Raw genomic sequence first — 25300 nt, forward strand, 5'->3', positions numbered from 1 at the left:
AAGCCTATGCGACAGACGGTGTAAAGTTATCTTTGGTCGTGCTAGTTTAATGTCAATTTTTCGTATGCGTGGGCAAAACGCCATTCAGAACATAGAGTTGGCGCCACGTTTTAAAGCGGTTTGCAAATAGCTAAACCCCTTATTTTTCAGCATTTTTATAGAGGCACGGGATTACATGGAAATCGGTCTGCGCGAGTGGCTGATCGTCATCGGCATCATAGTCATTGCCGGTATTCTTTTCGACGGCTGGCGCCGCATGCGCGGTGGCAAGGGGAAACTGAAGTTTCGCCTTGATCGCAGCCTGTCGAACCTGCCGGACGATGAGGGCAATGCCGAGTTACTGGGCCCGCCTCGGGTGCTGGATACCCATAAGGAGCCGCAACTGGATGAGCACGACCTGCCATCGATGAGCGCCCCGGCGCGTGAGCCGCGTGAGTCGGGTTCCAAGCGCGGCAAGCGCAACAGCGAGCCGTCCCAGGGTGACCTGAACCTCAACTTGGACCTGGACGGTGGCCCGAGCTTCAGCAGCCGTGACGACTTCCCGGACGAGAGCAAACCCTCGAGCAGCGACAGAGATCAGGCCCAGGCCGAAGAAGTGCTGGTGATCAGCGTGATCTGCCGCGACCCGGCCGGCTTCAAGGGCCCGGCGCTGTTGCAGAACATCCTGGAAAGCGGCCTGCGATTTGGCGAGATGGACATTTTCCACCGTCATGAAAGCATGGCCGGTAACGGCGAGGTGCTGTTCTCCATGGCCAACGCGGTCAAGCCTGGCGTGTTCGACCTGGACGACATCGACCACTTCAGCACGCCGGCGGTGAGCTTCTTCCTCGGCCTGCCAGGCCCGCGTCATCCCAAGCAGGCCTTCGATGTGATGGTGGCCGCGGCTCGCAAGCTGTCCCAGGAACTCAACGGCGAATTGAAGGATGACCAGCGCAGCGTACTGACTGCCCAGACCATTGAGCATTACCGCCAGCGCATCGTCGAATTCGAACGTCGGGCGCTGACCCAGAAGCGCTGAAGCGCAAGATCGCGCGTCCCTGTAGAAGCTGCCGCAGGCTGCGATCTTTCCACTGCCGCTTGAGTCCCAAGCGGAAGATCAAGATCAAAAGATCGCAGGCTTCGCCGGCTCCTACAGGCGATCGAAGTATTGAGAATGAGCAGCCTCGGCTGCTCTTTTGCTTTATGAGAGAACACCCATGAATGCTGTCGAAACCCGCATCCAACAGCTACGCACAGAGCTGGACCAGCACAACTACCGCTACCACGTCCTCGATGAACCGAGCATCCCGGACGCCGAGTACGACCGCCTGTTCCACGAACTCAAGGCGTTGGAAGAGCAGCACCCGGAGTTGGTGACCAGCGATTCCCCGACCCAACGGGTCGGCAGCGTGGCGTTGTCGGCGTTCAGTCAGGTGCGTCACGAGATCCCCATGCTCAGCCTGGGCAACGCCTTCGACGAAACCACGATGCGCGAATTCGACCGTCGCGTGACCGAAGGTCTCGACCTGCCTACGGGCGATCTGTTGGGCGATGGCGCGGCGGTGGAATACAGCTGCGAGCCGAAGCTCGACGGCCTGGCGGTCAGTCTGCTGTATCAGGATGGCATGCTGGTGCGCGGTGCCACCCGCGGTGACGGCACAACGGGTGAAGACATCAGTGTCAACGTGCGCACCGTGCGCAACATCCCCCTCAAGCTGCAGGGCAGCGGTTGGCCGCCGGTGCTGGAAGTGCGCGGCGAGGTGTACATGTCCAAGGCCGGTTTCGAGCGCCTCAACGCCACGCAACTGGAAGCGGGCGGCAAGACCTTCGCCAACCCGCGTAATGCGGCGGCGGGCAGTTTGCGCCAGTTGGACTCTCGTATCACTGCCAACCGTCCTCTGGAATTCTGCTGCTATGGCATCGGCCAGGTGACGGCGGACATTGCCGATACCCACGTTGGCAATCTCAAGCAACTCAAGGCCTGGGGCATGCCCATCAGCCGCGAATTGAAGCTGGCCCACGGCATCGACGAATGCCTGGATTACTACCGCGACATCGGCGAACGACGCAATGCGTTGCCCTATGAAATCGACGGTGTGGTGTTCAAGGTCAACAGCATTGCCTCCCAGCGCGAGCTGGGTTTCCGCGCCCGAGAGCCGCGCTGGGCGATTGCCCATAAATTCCCGGCCACTGAAGAACTCACAGAGCTGTTGGACGTAGAATTCCAGGTCGGTCGCACCGGGGCTGTCACGCCCGTCGCGCGGCTCAAACCGGTCAAGGTCGCCGGTGTGACCGTGGCCAACGCTACGCTGCACAACATGGACGAAGTGGCGCGCCTGGGGCTGATGATCGGCGATACGGTGATTATCCGTCGCGCCGGGGATGTGATCCCGCAGGTGGTGCAGGTGATCACCGAGCGCCGGCCGGAGAATGCCCGGCCCGTGGAAATCCCCCAACAATGCCCGGTCTGCGGTTCCCATGTGGAGCGCACGCAGCTGATCAAGCGCAGCAAGGGTCGAGAGACCATCAGCGAAGGCGCGGTGTACCGCTGCGTCGGGCGCCTGGCCTGTGGGGCGCAGCTCAAGCAGGCGATCATCCACTTCGTGTCGCGCCGGGCCATGGACATTGAAGGTCTGGGCGAGAAGAGCGTCGAACAACTGGTGGACGAAGGCCTGGTGGGTTCACCTGCCGACCTGTATGCCCTGACCTTCGAGCAAGTGGTCGACCTGGAAGGCTTCGCCGAACTGTCGAGCAAGAACCTGCTGGCGGCCATTGTCGACAGCAAAAAACCGAGCCTGGCGCGCTTCATCTACGCCCTCGGTATTCCGGATGTGGGCGAGGAAACCGCCAAGGTCCTGGCGCGTTCCCTCGGTTCGCTGGAGCGTGTGCAGGCGGCCTTGCCTCAGGTGCTCACGTACTTGCCGGACGTGGGCCTGGAAGTGGCCCACGAGATCCACAGCTTCTTCGAAGACCCGCACAACCGCCAGGTAATCAAGGACCTGCTGCGCCATGGCCTCGATATTCAGGGCCAGGGTGAGCTGGGCGCCGAGTTCTGCGCCAGCACCACCCTGGGTGGTTTCCTCGACAAGCTGCACATCCCCTCGGTCGGCCCGGGCGGGGCGCAGAAACTGGCGGACAAGTTTGGCTCACTTGAAGCGGTCATGAACGCCGACTGGCTGGACATGCGTCAGGCGCTACCGGAAAAACAGGCCAACGCTGTGCGGGAATTTTTCGCCATCGTCGCTCATCGCCAGCAGGCCGAAGCCGCTGAGAAACAATTGCAAGATTTCGGCATGCACTGGCAGAGCGAGAAAAAAGTCGTCGAAGGCCTGCCTGAGGCGGGTCACACGTGGGTGCTGACCGGTTCTCTGGAGCTGATGAGTCGCGATGTCGCCAAGGACAAATTGGAGAGCCTGGGGGCCAAGGTCGCAGGTTCCGTGTCGGCGAAAACCCATTGCGTGGTGGCCGGGCCGGGCGCGGGCTCGAAGCTGACCAAGGCCAACGAACTGGGGCTCAAGGTGTTGGACGAAGAGGCGTTCGTGGCGTTTCTCGGCCAGCACGGTATCGAGGTCTGAGACGGTGATCGTTCCCACGCTCCGCGTCCGCTTTGCAAGTGACGCAGAGCGTGGGAACGATCATGTGCGCAGGAGGATCTAGTCTTTCAGGCTCCAGGAGATCGCCATGTACCGCTTCTTCGAACAACTGAGTTCACGCATCGCCGCACCTTTCATGGGCGATCGCTCGCGTAACAGCAAGATCTGGCCGTGTCGCTGCGGCCAGTCCTTGTTTTTTCGCAACAGCCAATGCCTGGCCTGCCTGGCGGCGCTGGGCTATCAGCCAGAGCAGAGTCGCCTGTCGTCCCTGCAACCCGGCGAGCAACCCGACACCTGGACGCTGGATGCCGACCCGCAGGCCGGGCTGTTTCGGCGCTGCGCCAACCTCGATACGCCGGCGGCCTGCAACTGGCTGTTGCCGGCCAATGGGCACGATACCCTGTGCATCGCCTGCAGCCTGAACCGCACCATTCCAGATCTGTCGATCCCGGAAAACCCTGAGCGCTGGCGCAAAGTCGAGACCGCCAAGCGCCGTCTGGTGGCGCAACTGATTACCCTCGGTTTGCGGGTCATTCCAAAAACCATCGATGAAAATCAGGGCCTGGCCTTCGATTTCATCGGTGTCGATCCCAACGGCACTCCGCCGACCACCGGCCACGCCAGTGGGTTGGTCACCCTCGACATCAAAGAGGCTGACGATGTCCATCGCGAATACATACGCCAGCAGATGCGCGAGCCGTATCGCACCTTGCTTGGGCATTTTCGTCATGAAGTGGGGCACTACTACTGGGATCGGCTGATCGCCAACAGCCACTGGCTCGAGGCCTTTCGCGAGCAGTTCGGCGACGAGCGCGCCAGCTATTCTGAAGCCTTGGAGCGGCACTACCAGCAAGGGGCGCCGTTGGACTGGCAAACCCATTACGTCAGCGCCTACGCCACCATGCATCCTTGGGAAGACTGGGCCGAAACCTGGGCCCATTACCTGCACATGATGGACGCGGTGGACACGGCGCTGGGCTTCGGCATGAGCGCCCGGGAAATGGATTTCGACTACCAGCCGTTCCCGCCCGAGACCTTATACGACCCCGAGCACACCGGCGGCGTGGCCTTTCTGTCATTCGTCAACGCCTGGATCGAACTGGCCGGCATGCTCAACGAATTGTCCCGCAGCATGGGTCAGCCGGATTTCTACCCGTTCGTCGTACCGGCTGCCGTCATCACCAAGCTGCATTTCATCCATCTGGTGATCCAGGAAGAAGGCGGCCGGGCGGATGAGGTTTTGTTGTAGCTTTGCTCCCCCAGCAAATGCTTGCATTGCCTGGTTTCGATAAGAGGCTGGGCGAAGTTAAAGTGATGCGATTTGTTTTGATAATGGTTTTATATTCGAGCTTTCTTCTAGCATAGAGCCGCCATGGATGATGGCTATATTTATTATGGAAGATGCTATGAAAAATGATGAGATGGACAACGCGACGACAATTCCCAATGCACCCCGCAGGCTTTCCCAGGCCGGACAAAGTCGATACACCATTATATTGGCTTGGCAAATCTCGGATAATGTCCGACCCGAGCAGGTTGCGGCTCACACGTTCAAAGTGACTGCAGTGGTAACGGGGCAGGTGCAGTTTGTCCCTGCAACCACAGTGCGCCCGGACAGCCTTGGTTGGTACCGGCATGAGATAGGCGTCAGCGGGGGCGCTCGACCTGTATCTTTCAATGTTCAAGTTCGGGCTCAGGCACTCAATGGCGAGTATGGGCCGTTTTGCCCGGTGGTAGTCTGTAATACCTCATCGTGACCGGCCATTTAACATTGGCAATGATTCAAGGCCGTAGTGGGTCATAAGTCATTGTTTGAAAGATTCAATCTATTACGACTTCACGACAGGTTCCTGTGAGCGAGCCTGCTCGCGATGGCGGTAGGTCCGCCAGCATCAATGTCGTTAAGCCGCCGTCACTGCGAGCAAGCTTTGCCCCCACAGCAAGTGCTTGAACATCTTCAGTTTTTTTATCCGGCGCGAACGGTTGTATCTTCTCGTCAGATAGGTACAATGGCGCGGCTCGCCGTCAGGTGAGCGTCGTTATGGTGACCCCATCGGTCCCCCCGCAACGATTACCCGTGAACCTGGTCAGATCCGGAAGGAAGCAGCCACAGCGGGAACATTGTGTGCCGGGGTGTGGCTGGTGGGGTTGCCTCCATAACGCCCAGGCCTTCGTTCGCAAGGTTTGCCAAATTCCTAATATTTCTTTTGTCTACTGATCGATCTCGGTCGGTGTTTTCTGCTGTCCGGATTTTGGCCGGAGCAGGGCCATCGAATACCAAAAAGAGGAGCCCGGTCTGTCATCGACAGACCGGGCTCCTCTTTTTAACGACTGCTCGCCATTCACCGATCAGTATTGAGTCTTCACATACTCAGCAATCGGCTCATGCAGCAGGTCTTGCGGATGGTCACCGCCAAACGTGGCCCATTTGCTTTTGCCAGACAGAATCGTAGACCCCAGCGGTTCCGCTCCCGTCGGACCATAAATGGCTAGCTTCACCTCAATCTTGTCGGGAATGCCCGACCATTCTGTGGCGCGATCTTCCCAATGGAGGATTTCTGGGATGACGTAATAGCCGGCAGGGCTTTGTTGTCTCAGGCAGACCAGTTCACGGCACGAGTCCACTACCGTCACGTGGTTGGCGTAATGAGAGAAAGCCGTTTTAACGGCGGCGGCCGTCATGTCACCCGATGCTGGGTAGGGTGTTGTTTCATAACGACCGTCGAGCGGCGTGGCGATGGCGACCGGCATTTGCCGATCAAGCTTTGCCAGGTGGGTGGATACATCCTGTTGTGTATATTTGGCGGTACAGCCGGTGGCGAGTATCGAAACAAGAATGATCGAGAGTTTATGCACGGTATGCCCTTTGGAATTCTATTGGCGTCAGCGATAGCAGGCATCAGCTAGATGCAGGATCAGCGCGCTGATAGTCGGGGCTCGCGTCATTCGATGTCAACGTGACATTGTTTGTATCGCGTATGGAATCCAGGGAAGTGGTGTTGCATTCAGATTGCCAATTGGGCAATTGAAGCCAAAGAGGAGCCAGGTCCGTCGCACATCGACAGACCGGGCTCCTCTTTTTTCATGCCTGCATCAAGGCTTGGACAAGGCCTGGTCAACCGCTGCGATCAGCTTTCCCAGATCCTTCGGGGTGGCTTTGTGTATGACACCGAATAGATACGCCCGCTGTTCGTCTTCATCGGCCAGGTCGGCAAAAAAGGCCTTGAGCTGCACATCCAGCACGGCGGCAAGCAGGGCTAAGGTTTCGATGCTGGGGGTGTAGGTGCCGGTTTCGAAGCGGCTGATGGTTTTGGGGTCAAAACCAGCTTTTTCGCCAAGTTCAGCCTGAGTAAGCCCCGCTACTTTGCGATAGCGTCTGATGGCTGGACCCAAACTTGAAATTTGCATCGCTTAATTCCCATTTATAATCAAGAACTTAACGATAGATTTTCGCATTAGGCAACTGCATGATCCATCACCTTGCTTTGCAAAGTGTGATGTGTTTCGTAGAATCGGCCTTTGGCACGGGCATTTGGTGACCTGGTTCAGAAGACGGGATATTTGAAAGAAAGTGGGCTTTGCGTTCTTGGTGCGACACAAAGCAGAAACCTGAACCTTCAGGTAGCACCGCCAGGGCCCGTGCTCCAGCTTATCTCAAGGTATTTGAGCCTAGTTGAATTTCGCCTGTCCGGAGGCGGTGCAACCGCGCGCGACAATGAGCCATGACTCATGGATGACTGCTTCGATGGATAAGAAGTACCGCAGAGCCGTTGATGCCGCCGCGATTTTTTCCGAAACCGATCTGAGCGGGCGCATTACTTACGTCAACGACCAATTCTGTAACCTTTTTGGCTACCGGCGCGATGAGCTGCTGGGGGCGAACCATCGCCTGCTCAATTCCGGCCAGCACTCTGGCGAGTTCTTCGACACCCTGTGGCGCACCATTGTTCAGGGGCAGATCTGGAAAGGGGAAATCTGCAACCGGGCCAAGGACGGTACGCTGCACTGGGTTGATACAACCCTGGTACCCATGATCGACGATGTGACAGGACAAATCGAACGCTACCTGGCGATTCGCTTTGACGTCAGCGAAAAGCGTCGGCTGCTGCATTCGCTGCAATGGCGGGTCGGGCACGACGTGCTGACCGGGTTGCCCAACCGCACCTACCTGTCCGATCTGCTGGATCAGGCCCTGGAGTTTTCCCGGGTGGAAAATTTGCCCCTGGCGGTGTGCATGCTCGACCTTGATGGCTTCAAGGCCGTCAACGACGGCTATGGCCATGCCAGTGGCGATCGGTTGCTGGTGGAGGTTGCCAGGCGACTGCGCAGCATTGTGCGCGGCGAGGACGTGGTGGCGCGGCTGGCCGGGGATGAGTTCGTGCTGGTGCTGCGTCATGTGCGTGGGATGGAGGAGTTGTATGCGGCGTTGCACCGGGTATTGATCGCCGTTTCCATGCCGTATGCCATTGACGGCAAGGGCATCAAAGTATTCGCCAGCATTGGTGTCACGCTGTTTCCCTGGGACAACGAAGACGCCGAGACCTTGTTGCGCCACGCCGACCAGGCGATGTACGTGGCCAAACAAAGTGGCCGCAATCGTTTTCATTTATTCGATGTGTCCCGGGACAAGGAGGTGCGGGCCACTTATCAAACCGTCGAGCGGGTTCGACAGGCGCTGGCTGGCAACGAGTTGCGGCTGTATTTCCAGCCCAAGGTCAATATGCGCAATGGCATCGTGGTTGGCCTCGAGGCGCTGCTGCGCTGGGAGCATCCGCAACGGGGCCTGATGCCGCCCCGGGAGTTTCTGCCGGTGGTGGAGGAGACCGACCTGATCGTCGAAATCGGCGAGTGGGTCATGGAGCAGGTCTTGATCCAGCTGCAGCAATGGCAACAAACAGGCCAGGGCTGGCCGGTGAGCATCAATATCTCTGCACGACATTTCCAGCGGGCGGACTTCGTCGAGCAGCTACGGCAAGTGCTGGAGCGACACCCGGCGGTGTCGCCGTGCATGCTGGATTTGCAGATCGTTGAATCGGTCGCCGTGGAAAATCTCCAGCACGTCAGCGCGTGCCTTCAGGCGTGCCAGGCTCTGGGCGTGGGATTTTCACTGGGCCGCTTCGGTACTGGCCATTGCTCCCTCAATGACCTCAAGCACCTGCGCACGCAGACCATCAAGATCGACAAGACCTTTGTTCGCGACATACTCGTTGACCGGGACGACCTGGCACTGACCCAGGCAATCATCGGCCTGGCCCGGGCGTTTGGTCGTCAGGTGGTTGCCGAAGGGCTGGACAGTCTCGAACATGGACAGCTCCTGCTACGCCTGGGCTGCGAGGTGGCTCAGGGTTATTTCATCGCCCGACCCATGCCCCCCGAGCAGGTCCCAGGGTGGGTGAGGGGGTTTGTTCCGCCGCCTCAATGGCAGCAGCGGCCAGGCGTTCAGGGAGAGCCCGGGCCATTGGTCGGTGACTCGCTGGCGCCGGTGTAGAGCTGGATGATTGCGTCAATTTCCCCTGACATTTTCATTGCCATCAAGGTGCGCATAATGCGTTGCGCCGGAATCTTTGGGTCATTGCGCACATAACAACTCAGTTCCTGTTCCTGGAGAACAGCCACCTCATGCAGTTGCCGGTCAGCGGTATGCCGTTGGTTGAACCAGTTCAGCGTCCACTGATTGCTCACCGCATAGCGATAGCGGCCGGCCAGCAATTTCGCCAGCACCTGTTCCTGGCTGCGTGCATCGTCGCGCCTCAGGTGGCCGCTGTCGAACAGGGGTTGCAAGGTCGGGTAGGTATAGCTGAGTACGGTGCCGATGGCCTGGTGCGGCAGCATCGCGGGTACCACCGCTGGAGGCGTGTTTTCGATGCCGACGAGCAAGTCACGCTGGAAAAACAGCGGGACACTCCATAGATAATCGCCATCCTTGTCATTCATCCAATCGGGTGTGGTGTAACAGCGCATGTCGATTTCGCCGTGTTTCATTGCGCTGTCCAGTCGGGCGCGGGCCAGGACGTGAAATTGCACCGGCATCCCCACCTGGGTCGCCAGGCTGATCATTATGTCCGGCAGTATGCCCTGGGTCGGGTGGCCTCGTTCGATTTGCACCATGGGCATGCCCCAGCCGTCGGTAATGGCGAAACGCAAGGGTACTTCGTCAGCAAAACAACCAGCACTTAACAACACCAAAGCCCCCATGGCTGAGCGCATAAACTCTCCTGACAGTGCAAAACCGTGTCGACGACCGAGACCTGCGACCTCAGCTTAGTCAGATTAGACGAGCACACTGGATGCAATTTCGCCCCTGCTCCGCTAGCATTAGCCGCTTCTGTTCCTTAGTTGCGACGGTTTTCGATGAGTTATCAGGTTCTTGCACGTAAATGGCGTCCGCGCTCGTTCCGCGAAATGGTCGGCCAGACCCATGTGCTCAAGGCTCTGATCAATGCCTTGGACAGCCAGCGGCTGCACCACGCCTACCTGTTCACCGGTACGCGTGGGGTGGGCAAGACCACCATTGCGCGGATCATCGCCAAGTGCCTGAACTGTGAAACCGGCATTACCTCGACGCCCTGCGGCGAGTGTTCGGTCTGCCGGGAAATCGATGAAGGTCGGTTTGTCGACCTGATCGAGATCGACGCCGCCAGCCGCACCAAGGTCGAAGACACCCGCGAACTGCTCGACAACGTGCAGTACGCCCCGAGCCGTGGGCGCTTCAAGGTCTACCTGATCGACGAAGTGCACATGCTCTCCAGCCATTCCTTCAATGCGCTGCTCAAGACCCTCGAAGAGCCACCGCCCTACGTCAAGTTCATCCTGGCGACCACTGATCCGCAGAAACTTCCCGCAACGATTTTGTCTCGGTGCCTGCAGTTTTCCCTGAAGAACATGACGCCGGAACGGGTCGTCGAGCATCTGACCCACGTGCTAGGCGTCGAGAACGTACCGTTCGAAGACGATGCGCTGTGGCTGCTGGGCCGCGCCGCCGATGGTTCGATGCGTGACGCCATGAGCCTAACCGACCAGGCCATCGCCTTTGGTGAGGGCAAGGTCATGGCCGCCGATGTGCGGGCCATGCTCGGTACCCTCGATCACGGCCAGGTCTATGACGTGTTGCATGCGCTGATCGAAGGTGACGCCAAGGCGTTGCTCGAAGCGGTGCGTCATCTGGCCGAGCAGGGGCCGGACTGGAACGGCGTGCTCTCGGAGATCCTCAACGTGCTGCACCGTGTCGCCATCGCCCAGGCCTTGCCTGACGGCGTCGACAACGGCCATGGCGACCGTGATCGCGTATTGGCCCTGGCCCAGGCGCTGCCGGCCGAAGACGTGCAGTTTTATTACCAGATGGGCCTGATTGGCCGTCGCGACCTGCCCTTGGCGCCAGATCCGCGAGGCGGCTTTGAAATGGTGCTGTTGCGAATGCTCGCGTTCCGACCGGCCGATACGGCGGACGCCCCGAGGCAGACGCTAAAGCCAGTGGGGATCAGCCAGGCCACAGCTGATTCCGCCAAGCCAGTGGCTGCCGCGCCCGTCGTTGCGCCGGCAGTGGCTTCAGCTCCGGTCGCGGTGGCGGAACCGGCCCCGGCGCCCGTCATCGCGCGAGCCGAACCAGCGCCGGAACCGGTCGTCGAGGCATTGCCCGAGCCGGTCGCCGAAGCGGTTATCGACCTGCCCTGGAACGACCCGGTCGAGCCCGAGATCGTTCAGCAGCCTGCCGTGGAGCCGGTGCTGGAAATCATTGCCGAGCAGCCCGAGCTGCCGCCGATGCCGTTGCCAACGCCCGATAGCGTGGTGCTCGATGCGCCCGAGTGGGTCGTGGCCCCAGTGCCTGAGCCGACAGTGGCCGACGTCGATGTCGCCACGCCGGGCGTCGACCTGGACGACGAGCCGCCGCTGGACGAGGATTACATCGAACCGGACACGGATTCGGCCTACAGCTATCTGGACGACCTGGCCAGCGAGCACACCGCCGAGCCGGCACCGGAGCCCGAGCCTGAGCCGGCGGCGATGCCGGCCACCGGGCTGGCCCTGCAATGGTTGGAGCTGTTCCCGAAACTGCCGATTACCGGCATGACCGGCAGCATCGCCGCCAACTGCACGCTGATCTCCGTGGAGGGCGACCACTGGCTGCTGCACCTGGACCCGGCCCACAGTGCGCTGTTCAACGCGACTCAACAGCGCCGCCTCAACGATGCGCTGAACCAGTACCACCAGCGCACGCTGACGCTGAGTATCGAGCTGATCAAGCCCGAGCAGGAGACCCCGGCCCAGGCTGCGTCCCGCCGTCGCGTCAACCGTCAGCGCGAAGCCGAGGAGTCGATCCATGGCGATCCGTTCATCCAGCAAATGATGCAACAGTTCGGTGCTGTGGTCCGTCAAGATACTATCGAACCTGTCGAGGCCCCGGTCACCCAGGGCTCATAACTGTAAGCGCCTGGCCGAATGGGTCGGGCGCGGTGTTTATCCAAGTACTGTCGAGGTGATTCCCATGATGAAAGGTGGCATGGCCGGCCTGATGAAGCAGGCGCAGCAGATGCAGGAAAAAATGGCCAAGATGCAGGAAGAGCTGGCCAACGCCGAAGTCACCGGCAAGTCCGGCGGTGACATGGTGACCGTGGTCATGACCGGTCGCCACGACGTCAAGCGCGTCAGCATCGACCCGAGCGTGGTCGAAGGTCTGAGCGAAGACGACAAGGAAATGCTCGAAGCCCTGTTCGCAGCCGCCGTCAACGACGCGGTGCGCAAGATCGAAGCCAACAGCCAGGACAAAATGTCTGGCATGACCGCCGGCATGCAACTGCCGCCGGGCATGAAACTGCCGTTCTGATTCGCCATCCCGGTCGGGATGGGCTACACACAATGCCAGGCATCGCGCCTGGCATTTTTGTTTCTGGCCGAGAAATGTGGTGTCTGTTCGACTGCTTTCGCGAGCAAGCCCGCTCCCACAATGTATCGAGGTGAGATCAGCATCTGGGTCCGCCACAGTTCCCTGTGGGAGCGGGCTTGCTCGCGAAAGCAGGCACCGCGGTCCAACGGCAAGAACATCGAACGCAACCCCCTTCAAAAAGGTCTGCTCCCTATACATGCCACTCAACGATCAAGGAGAACGCTTCCATGTCTCAAGCATCGACCTCCAATCAGCGCATCGTCCTCGCTTCCCGTCCCATAGGTGCACCTACTTCGGACAATTTCCGTCTTGAGCAGGTGGCGCTGCCGGATTTGGTGCAGGGGCAGATTTTGCTCAAGACGCTGTTTCTGTCCTTGGACCCCTACATGCGTGGACGAATGAGCGACGCACCTTCTTACGCCGCACCGGTAGAAATCGGCGAGGTGATGACTGGCGGAGCTGTCAGTCGCGTGGAGCGCTCGATGCACCCGAAATTCCAGGAAGGCGACCTGGTGGTGGGTGCTACGGGTTGGCAGAGTCACAGCATCAGCGATGGCCGTAACATCGTTCCCATCCCGTCCGGGCTGCCCAGCCCGTCGATGGCCCTGGGTGTGTTGGGCATGCCGGGCATGACCGCTTACATGGGGCTGATGGACATCGGCCAGCCCAAGGCCGGGGAAACCCTGGTGGTCGCGGCGGCCTCGGGCGCCGTCGGGTCGGTGGTCGGCCAGGTGGCGAAGATCAAGGGGCTGCGGGTGGTCGGCGTGGCCGGCGGCAGCGAAAAATGCAAGTACGTGGTCGATGAGTTGGGGTTCGACGCCTGTATCGATCACAAGAGCGAGCATTTTGCCGAGGAGCTGGCCCGGGCCTGCGACAAGGGCATCGACATCTATTACGAAAACGTCGGCGGCAAGGTCTTTGACGCCGTGGTCCCGCTGCTCAACGCCAAGGCACGAATTCCGCTCTGTGGCCTGATCGCCTCCTACAACGAGCATGAAGCGCCGAGCGGCCCGGATCGCTTGCCACAATTGCAGCTCACATTGCTGACTAAACGAGTGCGGATCCAGGGGTTCATCGTGTTCGACGATTACGCTGACCGTCAGCCGGAATTCATCAGCGCCATGGCGCCCTGGGTGCGTGAGGGCAAGGTCAAGTTCCGCGAAGACGTCGTCGACGGTCTTGATAATGCGCCGCAGGCCCTTATCGGTCTGCTGGAAGGGCGCAACTTTGGCAAGTTGGTGGTACGGGTGGCGCAGGATTGAGTATTTGACGCTAATCGGAGGCGCGGGTATAAACCGCGTCTCGTTGTTATGTCGGACATTTCCTCCATGAGCTTCAGCCCTTTGATTCGCCAACTGATCGATGCCCTGCGAACTTTGCCGGGTGTGGGTCAGAAAACTGCCCAGCGCATGGCGTTGCAATTGCTTGAGCGTGATCGCAGCGGCGGTTCACGATTGGCCCAGGCCTTGAGCCAGGCCATGGAGGGGGTCGGGCATTGCCGTTTATGCCGTACCCTCACTGAAGACGACCTCTGCCCGCAATGCGCCGACTCGCGCCGGGACGACAGCCTGCTGTGCGTCGTGGAAGGGCCGATGGACGTGTACGCCGTGGAGCAGACCGGTTTTCGCGGACGCTATTTCGTACTCAAGGGGCATTTGTCACCGCTCGATGGCCTGGGGCCGGAAGCCATTGGCATTCCACAGTTGATCGCACGGATAGAGGAGGCGGGCACTTTCACGGAAGTCATCCTCGCCACCAACCCAACGGTTGAAGGCGAAGCTACCGCCCATTACATCGCCCAATTGCTCAGCAACAAAGGCCTGATCGCCTCCCGCATCGCCCATGGCGTGCCACTGGGTGGGGAGCTTGAATTGGTGGATGGCGGGACGCTGGCGCATTCGTTTGCCGGGCGCAAGCCGATCGCTTTATAACGACCACCCCAAAAAACTGTGGGAGCGAGCCTGCTCGCGATAGAGATAGATAGCCAGCATTGATGTTGACTGACACACGCTATCGCGAGCAGGCTCGCTCCCACAGTTTACCTTTCGTTCAGGGAAAACTGTGTCAGGCAGAACGTTGGGATGCCCATATCTTCCAGGCGCTGGGAGCCGAGCAGTTCCGGCAAGTCGATGATCGCCGCGGCTTCGTGGACCTTGGCGCCCATGCGGCGGATCAGGTTGGCGGCGGCGATCAGCGTGCCGCCGGTGGCGATCAGGTCATCGAACATCACCACTGAATCGCCCTCGCACAGGCTGTCGGCATGCACTTCAAGGAAGGCTTCGCCGTATTCGGTCTGGTAACCCTCGGCCAGTACATCCGCCGGCAGCTTGCCTTGCTTGCGGAACAGCACCAGCGGCTTGTTCAGCTGATAGGCCAGGATCGAACCGATCAGGAAACCTCGCGCATCCATCGCGCCGATGTGAGTGAACTCGGCCTCGACATAACGGTGGGCGAAGCTGTCCATCACCAGCCGTAGGGCGGTAGGGGACTGGAACAACGGAGTAATGTCGCGAAAAATCACGCCCGGCTTGGGAAAATCGATCACGGGGCGGATCAGGGATTTGATGTCGAAGGAGTCGAAGACCATCGTCGAGGTGTCCTGGCAGGGCTACAAACGCGGCAGTATAGCGCGGCCGGGCGAATCCCTCAGCCGCGCTCGTTCATCAGCCTTCGATCGAGCCGCCGGCCAGGGCGCAGAGCTGGATCGGGTCGAGAATGTGGATTTCCTTGCCTTCGGCGGCGATCAACTCATTCTGCTGGAAACGGGTGAACACCCTGGAAACGGTTTCTACCGCCAGGCCCAGGTAGTTGCCGATTTCGTTGCGCGACATGCTCAAGCGGAACTGGTTGGCCGAGAACCCGCGGGCGCGGAAGCGTGCCGAGAGGTTGACCAGGAACGTGGCGATGCGCTCGTCGGCGGTTTTTTTCGAGAGCAGCAGCATCATTTGCTGATCGTCGCGGATCTCCCGGCTCATCACCCGCATTAGCTGGCGGCGCAATTGCGGCAGCTGCAGCGCCAGTTCGTCAAGACGCTCGAAGGGGATTTCGCACACCGAGGTGGTTTCCAGCGCCTGGGCCGAGACCGGATGGGTCTCGGTGTCCATGCCCGACAGGCCTACCAGCTCGCTGGGCAGGTGGAAACCAGTGAGCTGCTCTTCGCCACCGTCACTCAGGTTGAAGGTTTTCAAAGCACCCGAGCGCACGGCATAGACGGAATCGAAGGTGTCGCCCTGGCGAAACAGGAATTCACCTTTTTTCAACGGGCGGCCCCGTTTAACGATTTCGTCCAGCGCGTCCATGTCCTCCAGATTCAACGAAAGTGGCAGGCAGAGGGGGGCCAGGCTGCAATCCTTGCAATGGGCCTGGTTGTGGGCGCGCAGCTTGACTGGCTCGGACATTTCTTCAATCCTTGTGGGAAAACACGCATAAGGCGTAAGGGTACCCCAGCGCAGGCACTCCGGCCAGTGCGGTTTCGCCGTCAAATTGTCGCGCTCAGATGACTCTGGAGAAGCGTTTCCGGTTGTGTTGCTCCAAATACGCATCGAACACCATGCACACTGAGCGTACGAGCAGGCGCCCGGCGGGCAGGACTTTGATGTGCGTGTTGTCGAGCTCGATCAGACCGTCTTCGGCCATGGCCTGCAATTGCGGCCATAACGGCGCGAAATAGCCACGAAAATCGATATTGAAAGTTTGCTCGATCTCCGCGAAGGCCAGGTTGAAATGACAGATCAACTGCTGGATCACCGCACGCCGCAGGCGGTCGTCGGCGTTGCAGATCAGCCCGCGACTGGTCGCCAGTTGCCCGTCGGCGAGGGTGTTCTGGTAATGGTTCAGGTCGCTGCTGTTCTGGCAGTACAAATCGCCGATCTGACTGATGGCCGACACGCCGAGGCCAATCAGGTCGCAATGACCATGGGTGGTGTATCCCTGGAAATTGCGTTGCAAGGTGGCTTCTTCCTGGGCGATCGCCAGTTCGTCGTCGGGCAGGGCGAAGTGGTCCATGCCGATGTAACGATAACCGGCGGCGGTGAGTTGTTCGATGGTGCCTTGCAACATCGCCAGTTTCTGCACCGGGTTCGGCAGGTCCTGGCTGTTGATACGCCGTTGGGGCATGAAGCGTTCCGGCAGGTGGGCGTAGTTGAACACCGAAAGACGGTCCGGTTGCAGATTGATGACTTCCTGGACGGTCCGGGCGAAGTTTTCCGGGGTCTGCTTGGGCAGGCCGTAGATCAGGTCGATGTTGATCGAGCGAAACTGCAAGGTCCGGGCGGCTTCGATCACGGCGCGGGTTTCTTCCAGGCTTTGCAGGCGATTGACGGCAAGCTGCACGGCCGGGTCAAGGTCCTGCAGGCCAATGCTGACTCGATTGAAGCCAAGTTCGCGCAGCAGGCCCATGGTCGACCAGTCGGCTTCCCGGGGGTCGATTTCGATACCGTAGTCGCCGGAATCGTCGTCCAGCAGATTCAGGTGTTTGCGCAGTTGGGCCATCAACTGGCGCAGCTCGTCGTGGCAGAGGAAGGTCGGGGTGCCGCCGCCCAAGTGCAACTGTTCCACGCGTTGGGCGGGGTCCAGGTGGCAGCCGATCAATTGGATTTCCTGCTCCAGGCGTTGCAGATAAGCGTGGGCGCGGCCGCGGTCCTTGGTGATCACTTTATTGCAGGCGCAGTAATAGCAAATGTTCGCGCAGAACGGCACGTGCACATACAGCGACAGTGGGCGCAAGGCCTTGCGGCTGTCGCGCAGGGCATGGAGCAGGTCGAAGGTGCCCACCTGGCTGCCGAATTGCGCCGCGGTCGGGTACGAGGTGTAGCGTGGTCCCGCCAGGTCGTAACGGCGGATCAGGTCTGAGTCCCAACGAATAGTGTCGAGCATGCGGGCGTTCCCCGAATAGGCTGGCATGGACGCGAGTCTAGGGCGGCGAGGGCGGGGCTGTTTTGATTTGCGTCAACGGGCTCGCTGCGAAGGAGGGGTTCATGGTTTTGGGGGACGACGCATGACCTGTGGGAGCCGAGCTTGCTCGCGATGACGGCGGCACATCCAATAGGGATGCCAACTGACCCACCGCCATCGCGAGCAAGCTCGGCTCCCACATTTGATCTGGGGTGTTCAAAAATGTGGTGCCCGCCACAAATCTCCTGTGGGAGCGATGGCGGTCTACTCGTTCAATGCCCCATGAGCCAATGTTGGTGCGGCCCGGGCAGTGTCCAGAGACCAAAGATAATCACCAGAACACCTCCGGCCATGCGCACGCTGCGTTTGCGCAGCAAGGCGGTGACGCGCTCGGCTGCCAGTCCGGTGGCGAGCAGCACCGGCCAGGTGCCCAGGCCGAAGGCAAGCATCAGCAAGGCGCTGTCCAGTGCATTGCCCTGGCTGGCAGCCCACAACAGGGTGCTGTAGACCAGTCCGCACGGCAGCCAGCCCCACAGCGCGCCGAGCAGCAAGGCCCGGGGCAGGCTCGATACCGGCAGCAAGCGGTTGGCGACGGGCTGGATATGCCGCCACAAACCACGGCCGACGCTTTCGATGCGGGTCAGGCCGCTCCACCAGCCCGCCAGGTACAGGCCCATGGCGATCAGCAGCAAACCGGCCGCCACCCGCATGATCATCGCCGCCGGGCTGTTGGCCACGGCCCAGCCGGCCAGGCCAATCAGCAGTCCGGCGGTGGCGTAGCTCAGAATCCGTCCCAGGTTGTACGCCAACAGCAGCCGAAAGCGTCGGCTGCGCTGTTCCTTGGGAATCGCCAGGGTCAGGGCGCCCATCAGGCCGCCACACATGCCCAGGCAATGCCCGCCGCCCAATAGACCAAGGATGACTGCCGACACCAGCAGTGGCGCCAGATCAAGCATGGGGCGGCGCCTTGTCGTCCGGTTTACCGACTTCGCCACTGGCTTCGTCCACCGCAGCCTTGTGGTTGGGGTCCTGATCATCGAACAAAATGCTGTGGGCCGGACCATCGAGGTCGTCGTACTGCCCGCTGTCCACGGCCCAGAAGAAAATATACACGGCAATGGCCACGATCAGCAGCGCGGCCGGGATCATCACGTAAAGAGCTGGCATGTTGGAACTCCAGGCCCGCGCGGCTCAGGCCGGCAGCGGACGGGTATCGGGCGTGGCGTCGAAAACCTGCGCTTTGGGCTGACGAGTCAGCCTCAACGCATTCAATACCACGGTCAACGAACTGATGGACATGCCGACCGCCGCCCACACCGGCGTGATCCAGCCGAGGGCGGCGAACGGCAACATGAGGCCATTGTACAGCGCTGCCCACACCAGGTTCTCGATGATCACCCGACGCGTGCGTCGGGCCAGGCTGAAGGCTTGTATCAGCGCATCCAGGCGGTTGGACAGCAACACCGCGTCGGCGCTGGTCTTGGCCAGATCGGTGGCCGAGCCCATGGCGACACTGATGTCCGCCGCCGCGAGCACCGGCACGTCATTTACCCCGTCGCCGAGCATCAACACCTTACGGCCCTGTTGGTGCAACTGCTGCAACACGGCCAGCTTGTCGTCCGGGCGCAAACCGCCCCGGGCTTCATCGATGCCCAGTTCGGCGGCGACGCTGGCAACCATCGGCGAACTGTCGCCCGACAGCAGCAGCGTGCGCCAACCCCGGGCCTTGCAGGCTGCCAACAGCGCTGGGGCATCGACGCGCAAACGGTCGTCGAGGACGAGCCAGGCCAGCGGCCCGCTAGCATCGCCCAGCAGCAGCCATTGTCCGGGTTCGTCCGGGATCACCGGTACCGTTGCGCCACTCAGCTCGCAGACAAAACCGGGATGACCGATGCGCAGGCGCTGTTCGCCTACCAAACCTTCCAGCCCCAGCCCAGGGGTGCTTTGTACGTGTTCGGCGGCCAATGGCGCACGGCCGAAGGCGCGGGCGATGGGGTGCTCGGAGCGATTTTCCAGGGCCGCGGCCAGCCCCAGGCATTGATCGCTGTTCAGGGCCGCCAATGGCCGGATCGCGCGCAACGCCAGGCGGCCTTCGGTCAGGGTGCCGGTCTTGTCGAAAATCACCGTGTCGATCTGATTCAGGCCCTCCAGCACATGGCCGCGAGTCAACAGCAGGCCGAGCTTGTGCAGTGTGCCGGTAGCGGCGGTGAGGGCGGTCGGCGTGGCCAGGGACAGCGCGCAAGGGCAGGTGGCGACCAGCATCGCCAGGACGATCCAGAAGGCGCGTGAGGCATCCAGTTGCCACCACAGCAAGCCGATGGCAGCAGCGGCGACCAAAGAAAACAGCAGGAACCATTGGGCCGCGCGATCGGCGATTTCCGCCAGTCGCGGTTTCTCGGCCTGGGCCCGTTCCAGCAGCCGCACGATGGCTGACAACCGGGTGTCTTGCCCCAGCGCCAGCACTTCGACCGTCAAGGCGCCCTCGACGTTAAGCGTGCCTGCGGTGACCGCGTCGCCCACCTGACGGGGTTGAGGCAGGTATTCGCCGGTCAGCAGCGACTCGTCGATGCTGGACTGACCGTCGAGGATCTTGCCATCGGCGGGCAGGATAGCCCCTGGATGCACCAGCACCCGGTCGCCGGTGCGCAATTCGCTGAGCAGGATGCGTTCGCTCTGGCCGTTATCCTCCAGGCGCAGGCACGAGGCCGGCAGGAGGTTGACCAGTTGAGCGGTGGCGGCCGCAGTGCGCTCCCGGGCCCGGCGCTCCAGGTAACGGCCGGCCAACAGAAACAGCGCGAACATGCCCACGGCATCGAAATACAGCTCGCCTACGCCGGTGATCGACGTCCAGATCCCCGCGATGTAGGCGCTGCCAATGGCCAGGGACACCGAAACGTCCATGGTCAGGTGTCGGGTTCGCAGGTCGCGCATCGCGCCTTTGAAGAAGGGTGCGCAGCTGTAGAACACAATGGGCGTGGTGAGGAACAGCGCGACCCAGCGCAGGATGGTGTGCATCTCGGGGCTCAGGTCGATGTTGAATTCCGGCCAGGTGGCCATGGTCGCCATCATTGCCTGGAACCACAGCAACCCGGCCACGCCCAACTGGCGCAGGGCCAGGCGGTTTTGCGCGGCGAGTTGCTCGCAGGCCTGGTCGGCCTGATAGGGATGGGCGGCATAGCCGATGTGGCGCAATTCGGCGAGCAGCGCGCTCAGCGGCAATTGAGCGTCGGCCCAACGCACATGCAAGCGGTGATTGGACAGGTTCAACCGCGCCTCGGCCACTGCCGGCAAGCTGCGCAATTGTTTTTCGATCAACCAGCCGCAGGCGGCGCAACTGATGCCTTCCATCAGCAGGGTGGTTTCGGCCAGCTCGCCTTCATGGCGCACAAACGATTGCTGCACGTCAGGACGGTCGTATAGCGCAAGTTCATCGATCAGCTGGACGGGCAGGGTTTCGGGGTTGGCCGACGCTTCGCTGCGATGCTGGTAATAGCTCTCCAGGCCTGCGGCCACAATGGCCTCGGCCACCGCCTGGCAGCCCGGGCAGCACAGCTCGCGGGTTTCACCGAGAACAACGGCGGTGAAGCGACTGCCAGAAGGAACGGGCAGGGCGCAGTGGTAGCAGGGCTGGGGAGTGGTCATGGTTGTCGCTGTGAAGGCCTGGCACAGTGGGCTTGCAAAGAGGTACACGAACTGTAGGAGCTGCCGAAGGCTGCGATCTTTCCCTTGGCACTTGAATCTCAAGCGAAAGATCAAAAGATCGCAGCCTTCGGCAGCTCCTACAGGGCCGTGAACGGCTTATTTTTTCAGGTCTTCAGCGCCTTGCAGCGGTTCATCGCCGAGCAATATGTCCTGGCCAGGGTTGATCTGTTCTTCTTCGAACAGACGCCAGGTCTTGTCGTTCTCGACCCCCAGCAATTCGATAAAGCGCCGGCCTTCGACTTTGTCCGTCAATTGGCCGACGTACCGGCCCGGTTCGCTGTCGTTGCGGGTGAGGACGATCTTGCGGTCTTTCTCCGGCTGGGTCGGCGAGATCAGGCTCAATTCCAGGGTCTGGGGCCGGCTGTTGCCGCTCAAGCGCAGGTTCACTTCACCGGTGACCTCGTCCAGTTGCACGCTGGCATGCTGCTGCAGGGTCTGGCCCAGCAGTTCGCGCTCCAGGGAGCGGTTGATGCCCTTGCCGGCCTCGTAATAATTGTCGTTGACCAGATTGTCCGGGTTCTTTACCGCGATGGTCACCATCGTCAGGCTCAGTGTCACCGAGCAGGTCAGGATGGCGATGATGATCCACGGCCAGAGATGCTTGTACCAAGGGCTGGTGGCGGTTGCTGCAGGCATGTTCATTTCTCTCAACGAGTTTGTGGGCCGATGAACCGGCTCTTGGCTTCAACGTGAACGCTGTCGTCATCGGCATCCTTGAGGGTAAAGGTCACCTCGTTGGTGCTCGATGGCAGTTGCTCCGGTGCGCTGGACAGTTCAACCGGCTGGCTGAAGATCTCGCCTGCCGCGACTTTGATTTCCCGTCGACCTTGCAGCTTGAGGTCCGGCAGGCCGCTGGCCTCCAGCACGTAGGTATGGTCGCGCTGGTCCTTGTTCATGATCTTGAGGCTGTAGACGTTCTCGATCCGGCCTTCGGCGTTTTCGCGGTACAGCACGCGGTCCTTGCTGACGTCGAAACCCACCAGCGAACGCATGAAGAACGCCGTCACCAATAGGCTGATCATTGCCAGCAGCACCAAGGCATAGCCGATCAGGCGTGGGCGCAGTTTATGGGTTTTTTGCCCCGACAGGTTGTGTTCGGTGGTGTAGCTGATCAGGCCGCGAGGGTAATCCATTTTGTCCATGATGTTGTCGCAGGCGTCGATGCAGGCGGCACAGCCAATGCATTCGATCTGCAGGCCGTCGCGAATGTCGATGCCGGTAGGGCAGACCTGGACGCACATGGTGCAGTCGATGCAATCCCCCAGGCCCAACGCCTTGTAGTCGACGCCTTTCTTGCGCGGGCCACGGCTTTCGCCGCGACGCGGGTCGTAGGAAACGATCAGCGTATCCTTGTCGAACATCACGCTCTGGAAGCGGGCATAAGGACACATGTAGATGCACACTTGCTCACGCAGCCAGCCGGCGTTGCCGTAGGTGGCAAGGGTGAAGAACCCGACCCAGAAATACGACCAGCCATCGGCTTGGCCGGTAAAGAACTCGAACACCAGTTCGCGGATGGGCGTGAAGTAACCGACGAAGGTCATGCCGGTGACGAAACCGATCAGCAGCCACAGACTGTGCTTGGCCAGCTTGCGCAGGAGCTTGTTTCCGCTCATGGGCGCCTTGTCGAGCTTGATGCGCTGGTTACGGTCGCCTTCGGTGACCTTTTCGCACCACATGAAGATCCAGGTCCACACGCTCTGCGGGCAGGTGTAGCCGCACCACACGCGCCCGGCATACACCGTAATGAAAAACAGGCCGAAGGCCGCGATGATCAGCAGCCCGGACAGCAGAATGAAGTCCTGGGGCCAGAAGGTCGCGCCGAAAATAAAGAATTTGCGTTCCGGCAGGTTCCACCAGACGGCCTGATGGCCGCCCCAGTTCAACCAGACCGTGCCGAAATACAGCAGAAACAATGCTGCACCGCCAACCATCCGCAAGTTGCGGAACAGGCCGGTGAAGGCTCGGGTGTAGATTTTTTCCCGAGAGGCATACAGATCGACGCTTTTGTTCGCGTCCTTGGCAGGCGGGGTGACGTCATGTACCGGAATCTGGTTACTCATCAAATGCATCCCACGGCAGTGGAAAAGTGCCGAAGCCAGTACGTGCCGGCCACGGTCAGAAAGGGTATTGCAGTGGCGCAATGATACGCCTGTCGCTCTAACTCAAGGGTGCGACCTTTGGTCGCGTTGGGGAGAGGGGTGGAATGGTGTAGCGGATGTAACAAGTCATGATCCAGATCAATTGACTATAGACACTCGATGGCATTAGCCAACCCATGGATTGAACAACGCCACGCCGCTGGCCTGGAAATCGCTCACGTTACGGGTGACCACGGTCATGCCATGGACCAGCGCGGTGGCGGCTATCAGCGCATCGCATTCATTGCTGCGATCCGGTACGTGCAAGCGAGCGCAACGTAGTGCAACGGCGCGGTCGACCGCCAGGATCCTACCGGCAAACGCGGGCATGACGTGGTTATCCAGCCACGCACGCAGACGGCTGCCTTGCGCCGGATCCTTGCGTTCGAAGCGCATCACACCGGTTTCCAGTTCCAATACGGTAATCGCCGAGACGTACAGGCTGGGGGCGGGCACGCTACGCGCCCAGGCCTGCACGTTTTTATCTGCCTGCGGTTTGCGCAGTTCGGAAATGACATTTGTGTCGAGTAAAAACATCAGGACAGGTCCACCGACCGGGGAGTGATGACGGCGCGTTCGGTATCGAAATCGATATCCGGGGCATCGGGCATGACCAGCAACTCGACAATGCTTGCGCCGATGCCTGTCAGTTTCTGGTACTCCTCAATGCTTAGCAGTACATGGGCCGGCTTGCCACGGTCGGTGATGATGACAGGTCCCTGACGGGTGGCTTTTTTGGCACCACTTGTGTCGTGGTTGAATTCGCGGCTGGAAATAGTGGTGATGGACATGGCGGCGTCCTCATGAAATCTGAATGTAGGAACGTTACTACTCGTGCTGGTTGGAAGCAAGGTGAACGGGTTCGTTATGTCGCGCCGATAAACAAAAAAGGCCCCGTCAACGTTCGTTGACGGGGCCTTTCGTGTATCAGGCGCTTGCCTTACTGGGCGTCGGCGGCCGGAGCCTTCTCGCCGTGAGACAGGCTGTAGACGTAGGCGGCCAGCAAGTGGACCTTGTCGTTGCCCTGCAGGTCGGCTTGGGCAGGCATCTGGCCCTGACGACCATAACGGATGGTCTGCTGCAGCTGGGCGAAGCTCGAACCGTAGATGAACGCGGCCGGATGCGTCAGGTCAGGTGCGCCCATGGCGGGCGTGCCTTTGCCGGCTGGGCCGTGGCAGGCCACGCAGTTGGCCGCGAACAGCTTCTGGCCGTTGGCTGGATCGGCCTTGGCGCCTTCGGGCAGTTTGCGGCCATGCAGGCTGCTCACCAGGTAGGCAGCCACGTCGGCGACACCTTGTTCGCCCACCACGGCAGCCCAGCCCGGCATCACGGCGTGACGACCGCCCATGATGGTGGTCTTGATGGTTTCCGGCTCACCGCCCCAGCGCCAGTCGGCGTCAGTCAGGTTAGGGAAGCCGTAGGCACCCTTGGCGTCGGAACCGTGGCAGACCGAGCAGTTGGAGGCGAACAGGCGACCGCCCATCTTCAGGGCTTGCGGGTCCTTGGCGACTTCTTCGATCGGCATAGAGGCGAATTTGGCGAAGATCGGACCGAACTTGGCGTCCGAGCGAGCCATTTCCTTTTCCCACTCGTGAACGCCGGTCCAGCCGGTCTGGCCGTTGGCGAAGGCGGTCTGCTTGTCGGTGTCCAGGTAGTTATAGCCTGGCAGCAGGCCTTTCCAGTTGCCCAGGCCAGGGTAGAGCACCAGGTAACCGAGGGCGAACACGATGGTGCCCACGAACAGCATGAACCACCATTTAGGCAGCGGGTTGTCGTATTCCTCGATGCCATCGAACGAGTGACCAACGGTCTCGTCCGTTTGTTCGGCGCGCTGGCCCTTGCGGGTCGACAGCAGCAGCCAGGTCAGGGCGAAGATCGTACCCAGGCTGAGGACTGTGACGTACAGACTCCAGAACGTAGTCATTCTTTGTTACTCCTAGAAGCTTGCTCGACGTGCTTGATGGCTTCGGGATCATCCGCGAACGGCAGCAAGGTCGCGTCCTCAAACTCCGACTTGCGCTTGGGGCTGAACACCCACAGGGCCAGACCGATAAAGGCCACCATCACGACGACGGTACCCAGGCCACGAATCATCCCGATATCCATCCAGA

Annotated in this window: 23 protein-coding genes and 1 other RNA gene; 9 read left to right on the forward strand and 15 right to left on the reverse strand. The window is 60.6% G+C overall.

Annotation, left to right across the window (positions count from 1 at the left end; all coding sequences use genetic code 11):
• Window positions 1-175 precede the first annotated feature (175 nt).
• The 4 genes from zipA to ffs all read left to right on the forward strand — a co-directional run bounded on the left by zipA (window position 176) and on the right by ffs (window position 5720).
• Window positions 176-1018, forward strand: coding sequence for a cell division protein ZipA (gene zipA, locus ACA047_RS09990; RefSeq protein WP_497358867.1), 843 nt, complete (start codon window positions 176-178; stop codon window positions 1016-1018).
• Between the two features lie 178 nt (window positions 1019-1196).
• Window positions 1197-3554, forward strand: a complete 2358-nt coding sequence (ligA, locus tag ACA047_RS09995) for an NAD-dependent DNA ligase LigA (protein ID WP_497358869.1) — start codon at window positions 1197-1199, stop codon at window positions 3552-3554.
• Between the two features lie 106 nt (window positions 3555-3660).
• Complete coding sequence (locus ACA047_RS10000) at window positions 3661-4821, forward strand: zinc-binding metallopeptidase family protein (protein ID WP_497358871.1); 1161 nt, start codon at window positions 3661-3663, stop codon at window positions 4819-4821.
• A gap of 802 nt (window positions 4822-5623) precedes the next feature.
• An RNA gene (gene ffs, locus ACA047_RS10005) (signal recognition particle sRNA small type) lies at window positions 5624-5720 on the forward strand.
• 201 nt (window positions 5721-5921) lie between these two features.
• On the opposite strand, the gene ACA047_RS10010 is transcribed toward ffs, so the two are convergent.
• Together ACA047_RS10010 and ACA047_RS10015 are read right to left on the reverse strand one after the other, a co-directional pair.
• Window positions 5922-6428: a DUF4823 domain-containing protein gene (locus ACA047_RS10010; RefSeq protein ID WP_497358873.1), complete on the reverse strand. Its 507-nt coding sequence runs from the start codon at window positions 6426-6428 to the stop codon at window positions 5922-5924.
• Window positions 6429-6665: 237 nt separating this feature from the next.
• Complete coding sequence (locus ACA047_RS10015; RefSeq protein ID WP_497358875.1) at window positions 6666-6980, reverse strand: helix-turn-helix domain-containing protein; 315 nt, start codon at window positions 6978-6980, stop codon at window positions 6666-6668.
• 337 nt (window positions 6981-7317) lie between these two features.
• On the opposite strand from ACA047_RS10015, the gene ACA047_RS10020 reads away from it, so the two are divergent.
• A complete protein-coding gene (locus ACA047_RS10020; RefSeq protein ID WP_497360293.1) occupies window positions 7318-9060 on the forward strand; it encodes a putative bifunctional diguanylate cyclase/phosphodiesterase in 1743 nt (580 codons plus the stop codon).
• On the opposite strand, the gene ACA047_RS10025 is transcribed toward ACA047_RS10020, so the two are convergent.
• On the reverse strand, window positions 9012-9779 hold the full coding sequence (locus ACA047_RS10025) for a substrate-binding periplasmic protein (RefSeq protein WP_497358877.1): 768 nt from the start codon (window positions 9777-9779) through the stop codon (window positions 9012-9014). The two genes, ACA047_RS10020 and ACA047_RS10025, sit on opposite strands and share 49 nt — an antisense overlap.
• 144 nt (window positions 9780-9923) lie before the next feature.
• Here ACA047_RS10025 and dnaX point away from each other — a divergent pair, with 144 nt between their 5' ends.
• The 4 genes from dnaX (at window position 9924) to recR (ending at window position 14384) form a co-directional block, all read left to right on the forward strand.
• Window positions 9924-11990, forward strand: a complete 2067-nt coding sequence (dnaX, locus tag ACA047_RS10030; protein WP_497358879.1) for a DNA polymerase III subunit gamma/tau — start codon at window positions 9924-9926, stop codon at window positions 11988-11990.
• Between the two features lie 64 nt (window positions 11991-12054).
• Window positions 12055-12393 (forward strand): YbaB/EbfC family nucleoid-associated protein, encoded by a 339-nt coding sequence (locus tag ACA047_RS10035; RefSeq protein ID WP_025212712.1) that lies wholly within the window; start codon window positions 12055-12057, stop codon window positions 12391-12393.
• Window positions 12394-12680: 287 nt separating this feature from the next.
• The gene (gene curA / locus ACA047_RS10040; protein WP_497358881.1) at window positions 12681-13715 is read left to right on the forward strand and encodes an NADPH-dependent curcumin/dihydrocurcumin reductase; all 1035 of its coding nucleotides are present in this window, start codon (window positions 12681-12683) and stop codon (window positions 13713-13715) included.
• 66 nt (window positions 13716-13781) lie between these two features.
• A complete protein-coding gene (gene recR / locus ACA047_RS10045; protein WP_497358883.1) occupies window positions 13782-14384 on the forward strand; it encodes a recombination mediator RecR in 603 nt (200 codons plus the stop codon).
• A gap of 107 nt (window positions 14385-14491) precedes the next feature.
• Here the strand turns inward: recR and ACA047_RS10050 are convergent, their stop codons facing one another.
• From ACA047_RS10050 to ACA047_RS10105, 12 genes are all read right to left on the reverse strand, one after another.
• Entirely contained in the window at window positions 14492-15040 is a 549-nt protein-coding gene (locus ACA047_RS10050; protein ID WP_497358885.1) for an adenine phosphoribosyltransferase, read from the reverse strand.
• Window positions 15041-15116: 76 nt separating this feature from the next.
• Complete coding sequence (gene fnr / locus ACA047_RS10055; RefSeq protein WP_497358887.1) at window positions 15117-15851, reverse strand: fumarate/nitrate reduction transcriptional regulator Fnr; 735 nt, start codon at window positions 15849-15851, stop codon at window positions 15117-15119.
• Window positions 15852-15945: 94 nt separating this feature from the next.
• Entirely contained in the window at window positions 15946-17328 is a 1383-nt protein-coding gene (hemN, locus tag ACA047_RS10060) for an oxygen-independent coproporphyrinogen III oxidase (protein WP_497358889.1), read from the reverse strand.
• Window positions 17329-17618: 290 nt separating this feature from the next.
• Window positions 17619-18302: a sulfite exporter TauE/SafE family protein gene (locus ACA047_RS10065; protein ID WP_497358891.1), complete on the reverse strand. Its 684-nt coding sequence runs from the start codon at window positions 18300-18302 to the stop codon at window positions 17619-17621.
• Complete coding sequence (ccoS, locus tag ACA047_RS10070) at window positions 18295-18513, reverse strand: cbb3-type cytochrome oxidase assembly protein CcoS (RefSeq protein WP_497358892.1); 219 nt, start codon at window positions 18511-18513, stop codon at window positions 18295-18297. The genes ACA047_RS10065 and ccoS overlap by 8 nt, the downstream gene beginning before the upstream one ends.
• 24 nt (window positions 18514-18537) lie before the next feature.
• Window positions 18538-20988, reverse strand: coding sequence for a heavy metal translocating P-type ATPase (locus tag ACA047_RS10075; RefSeq protein ID WP_497358894.1), 2451 nt, complete (start codon window positions 20986-20988; stop codon window positions 18538-18540).
• 156 nt (window positions 20989-21144) lie between these two features.
• The gene (locus ACA047_RS10080; protein ID WP_497358896.1) at window positions 21145-21684 is read right to left on the reverse strand and encodes a FixH family protein; all 540 of its coding nucleotides are present in this window, start codon (window positions 21682-21684) and stop codon (window positions 21145-21147) included.
• An 11-nt stretch (window positions 21685-21695) separates the two neighbouring features.
• Window positions 21696-23111 (reverse strand): cytochrome c oxidase accessory protein CcoG, encoded by a 1416-nt coding sequence (gene ccoG / locus ACA047_RS10085; RefSeq protein ID WP_497358898.1) that lies wholly within the window; start codon window positions 23109-23111, stop codon window positions 21696-21698.
• A gap of 204 nt (window positions 23112-23315) precedes the next feature.
• A complete protein-coding gene (locus tag ACA047_RS10090; RefSeq protein ID WP_497358900.1) occupies window positions 23316-23726 on the reverse strand; it encodes a type II toxin-antitoxin system VapC family toxin in 411 nt (136 codons plus the stop codon).
• Window positions 23726-23980, reverse strand: a complete 255-nt coding sequence (locus ACA047_RS10095; RefSeq protein ID WP_497358902.1) for a type II toxin-antitoxin system Phd/YefM family antitoxin — start codon at window positions 23978-23980, stop codon at window positions 23726-23728. Before ACA047_RS10095 ends, ACA047_RS10090 begins: the two co-directional genes overlap by 1 nt.
• A 149-nt stretch (window positions 23981-24129) precedes the next feature.
• A complete protein-coding gene (gene ccoP / locus ACA047_RS10100; protein ID WP_497358904.1) occupies window positions 24130-25113 on the reverse strand; it encodes a cytochrome-c oxidase, cbb3-type subunit III in 984 nt (327 codons plus the stop codon).
• On the reverse strand, window positions 25110-25295 hold the full coding sequence (locus tag ACA047_RS10105) for a CcoQ/FixQ family Cbb3-type cytochrome c oxidase assembly chaperone (protein ID WP_003175465.1): 186 nt from the start codon (window positions 25293-25295) through the stop codon (window positions 25110-25112). Before ACA047_RS10105 ends, ccoP begins: the two co-directional genes overlap by 4 nt.
• Window positions 25296-25300: the final 5 nt, after the last annotated feature.

The sequence above is a fragment of the Pseudomonas sp. LBUM1664 genome, assembly GCF_059695895.1.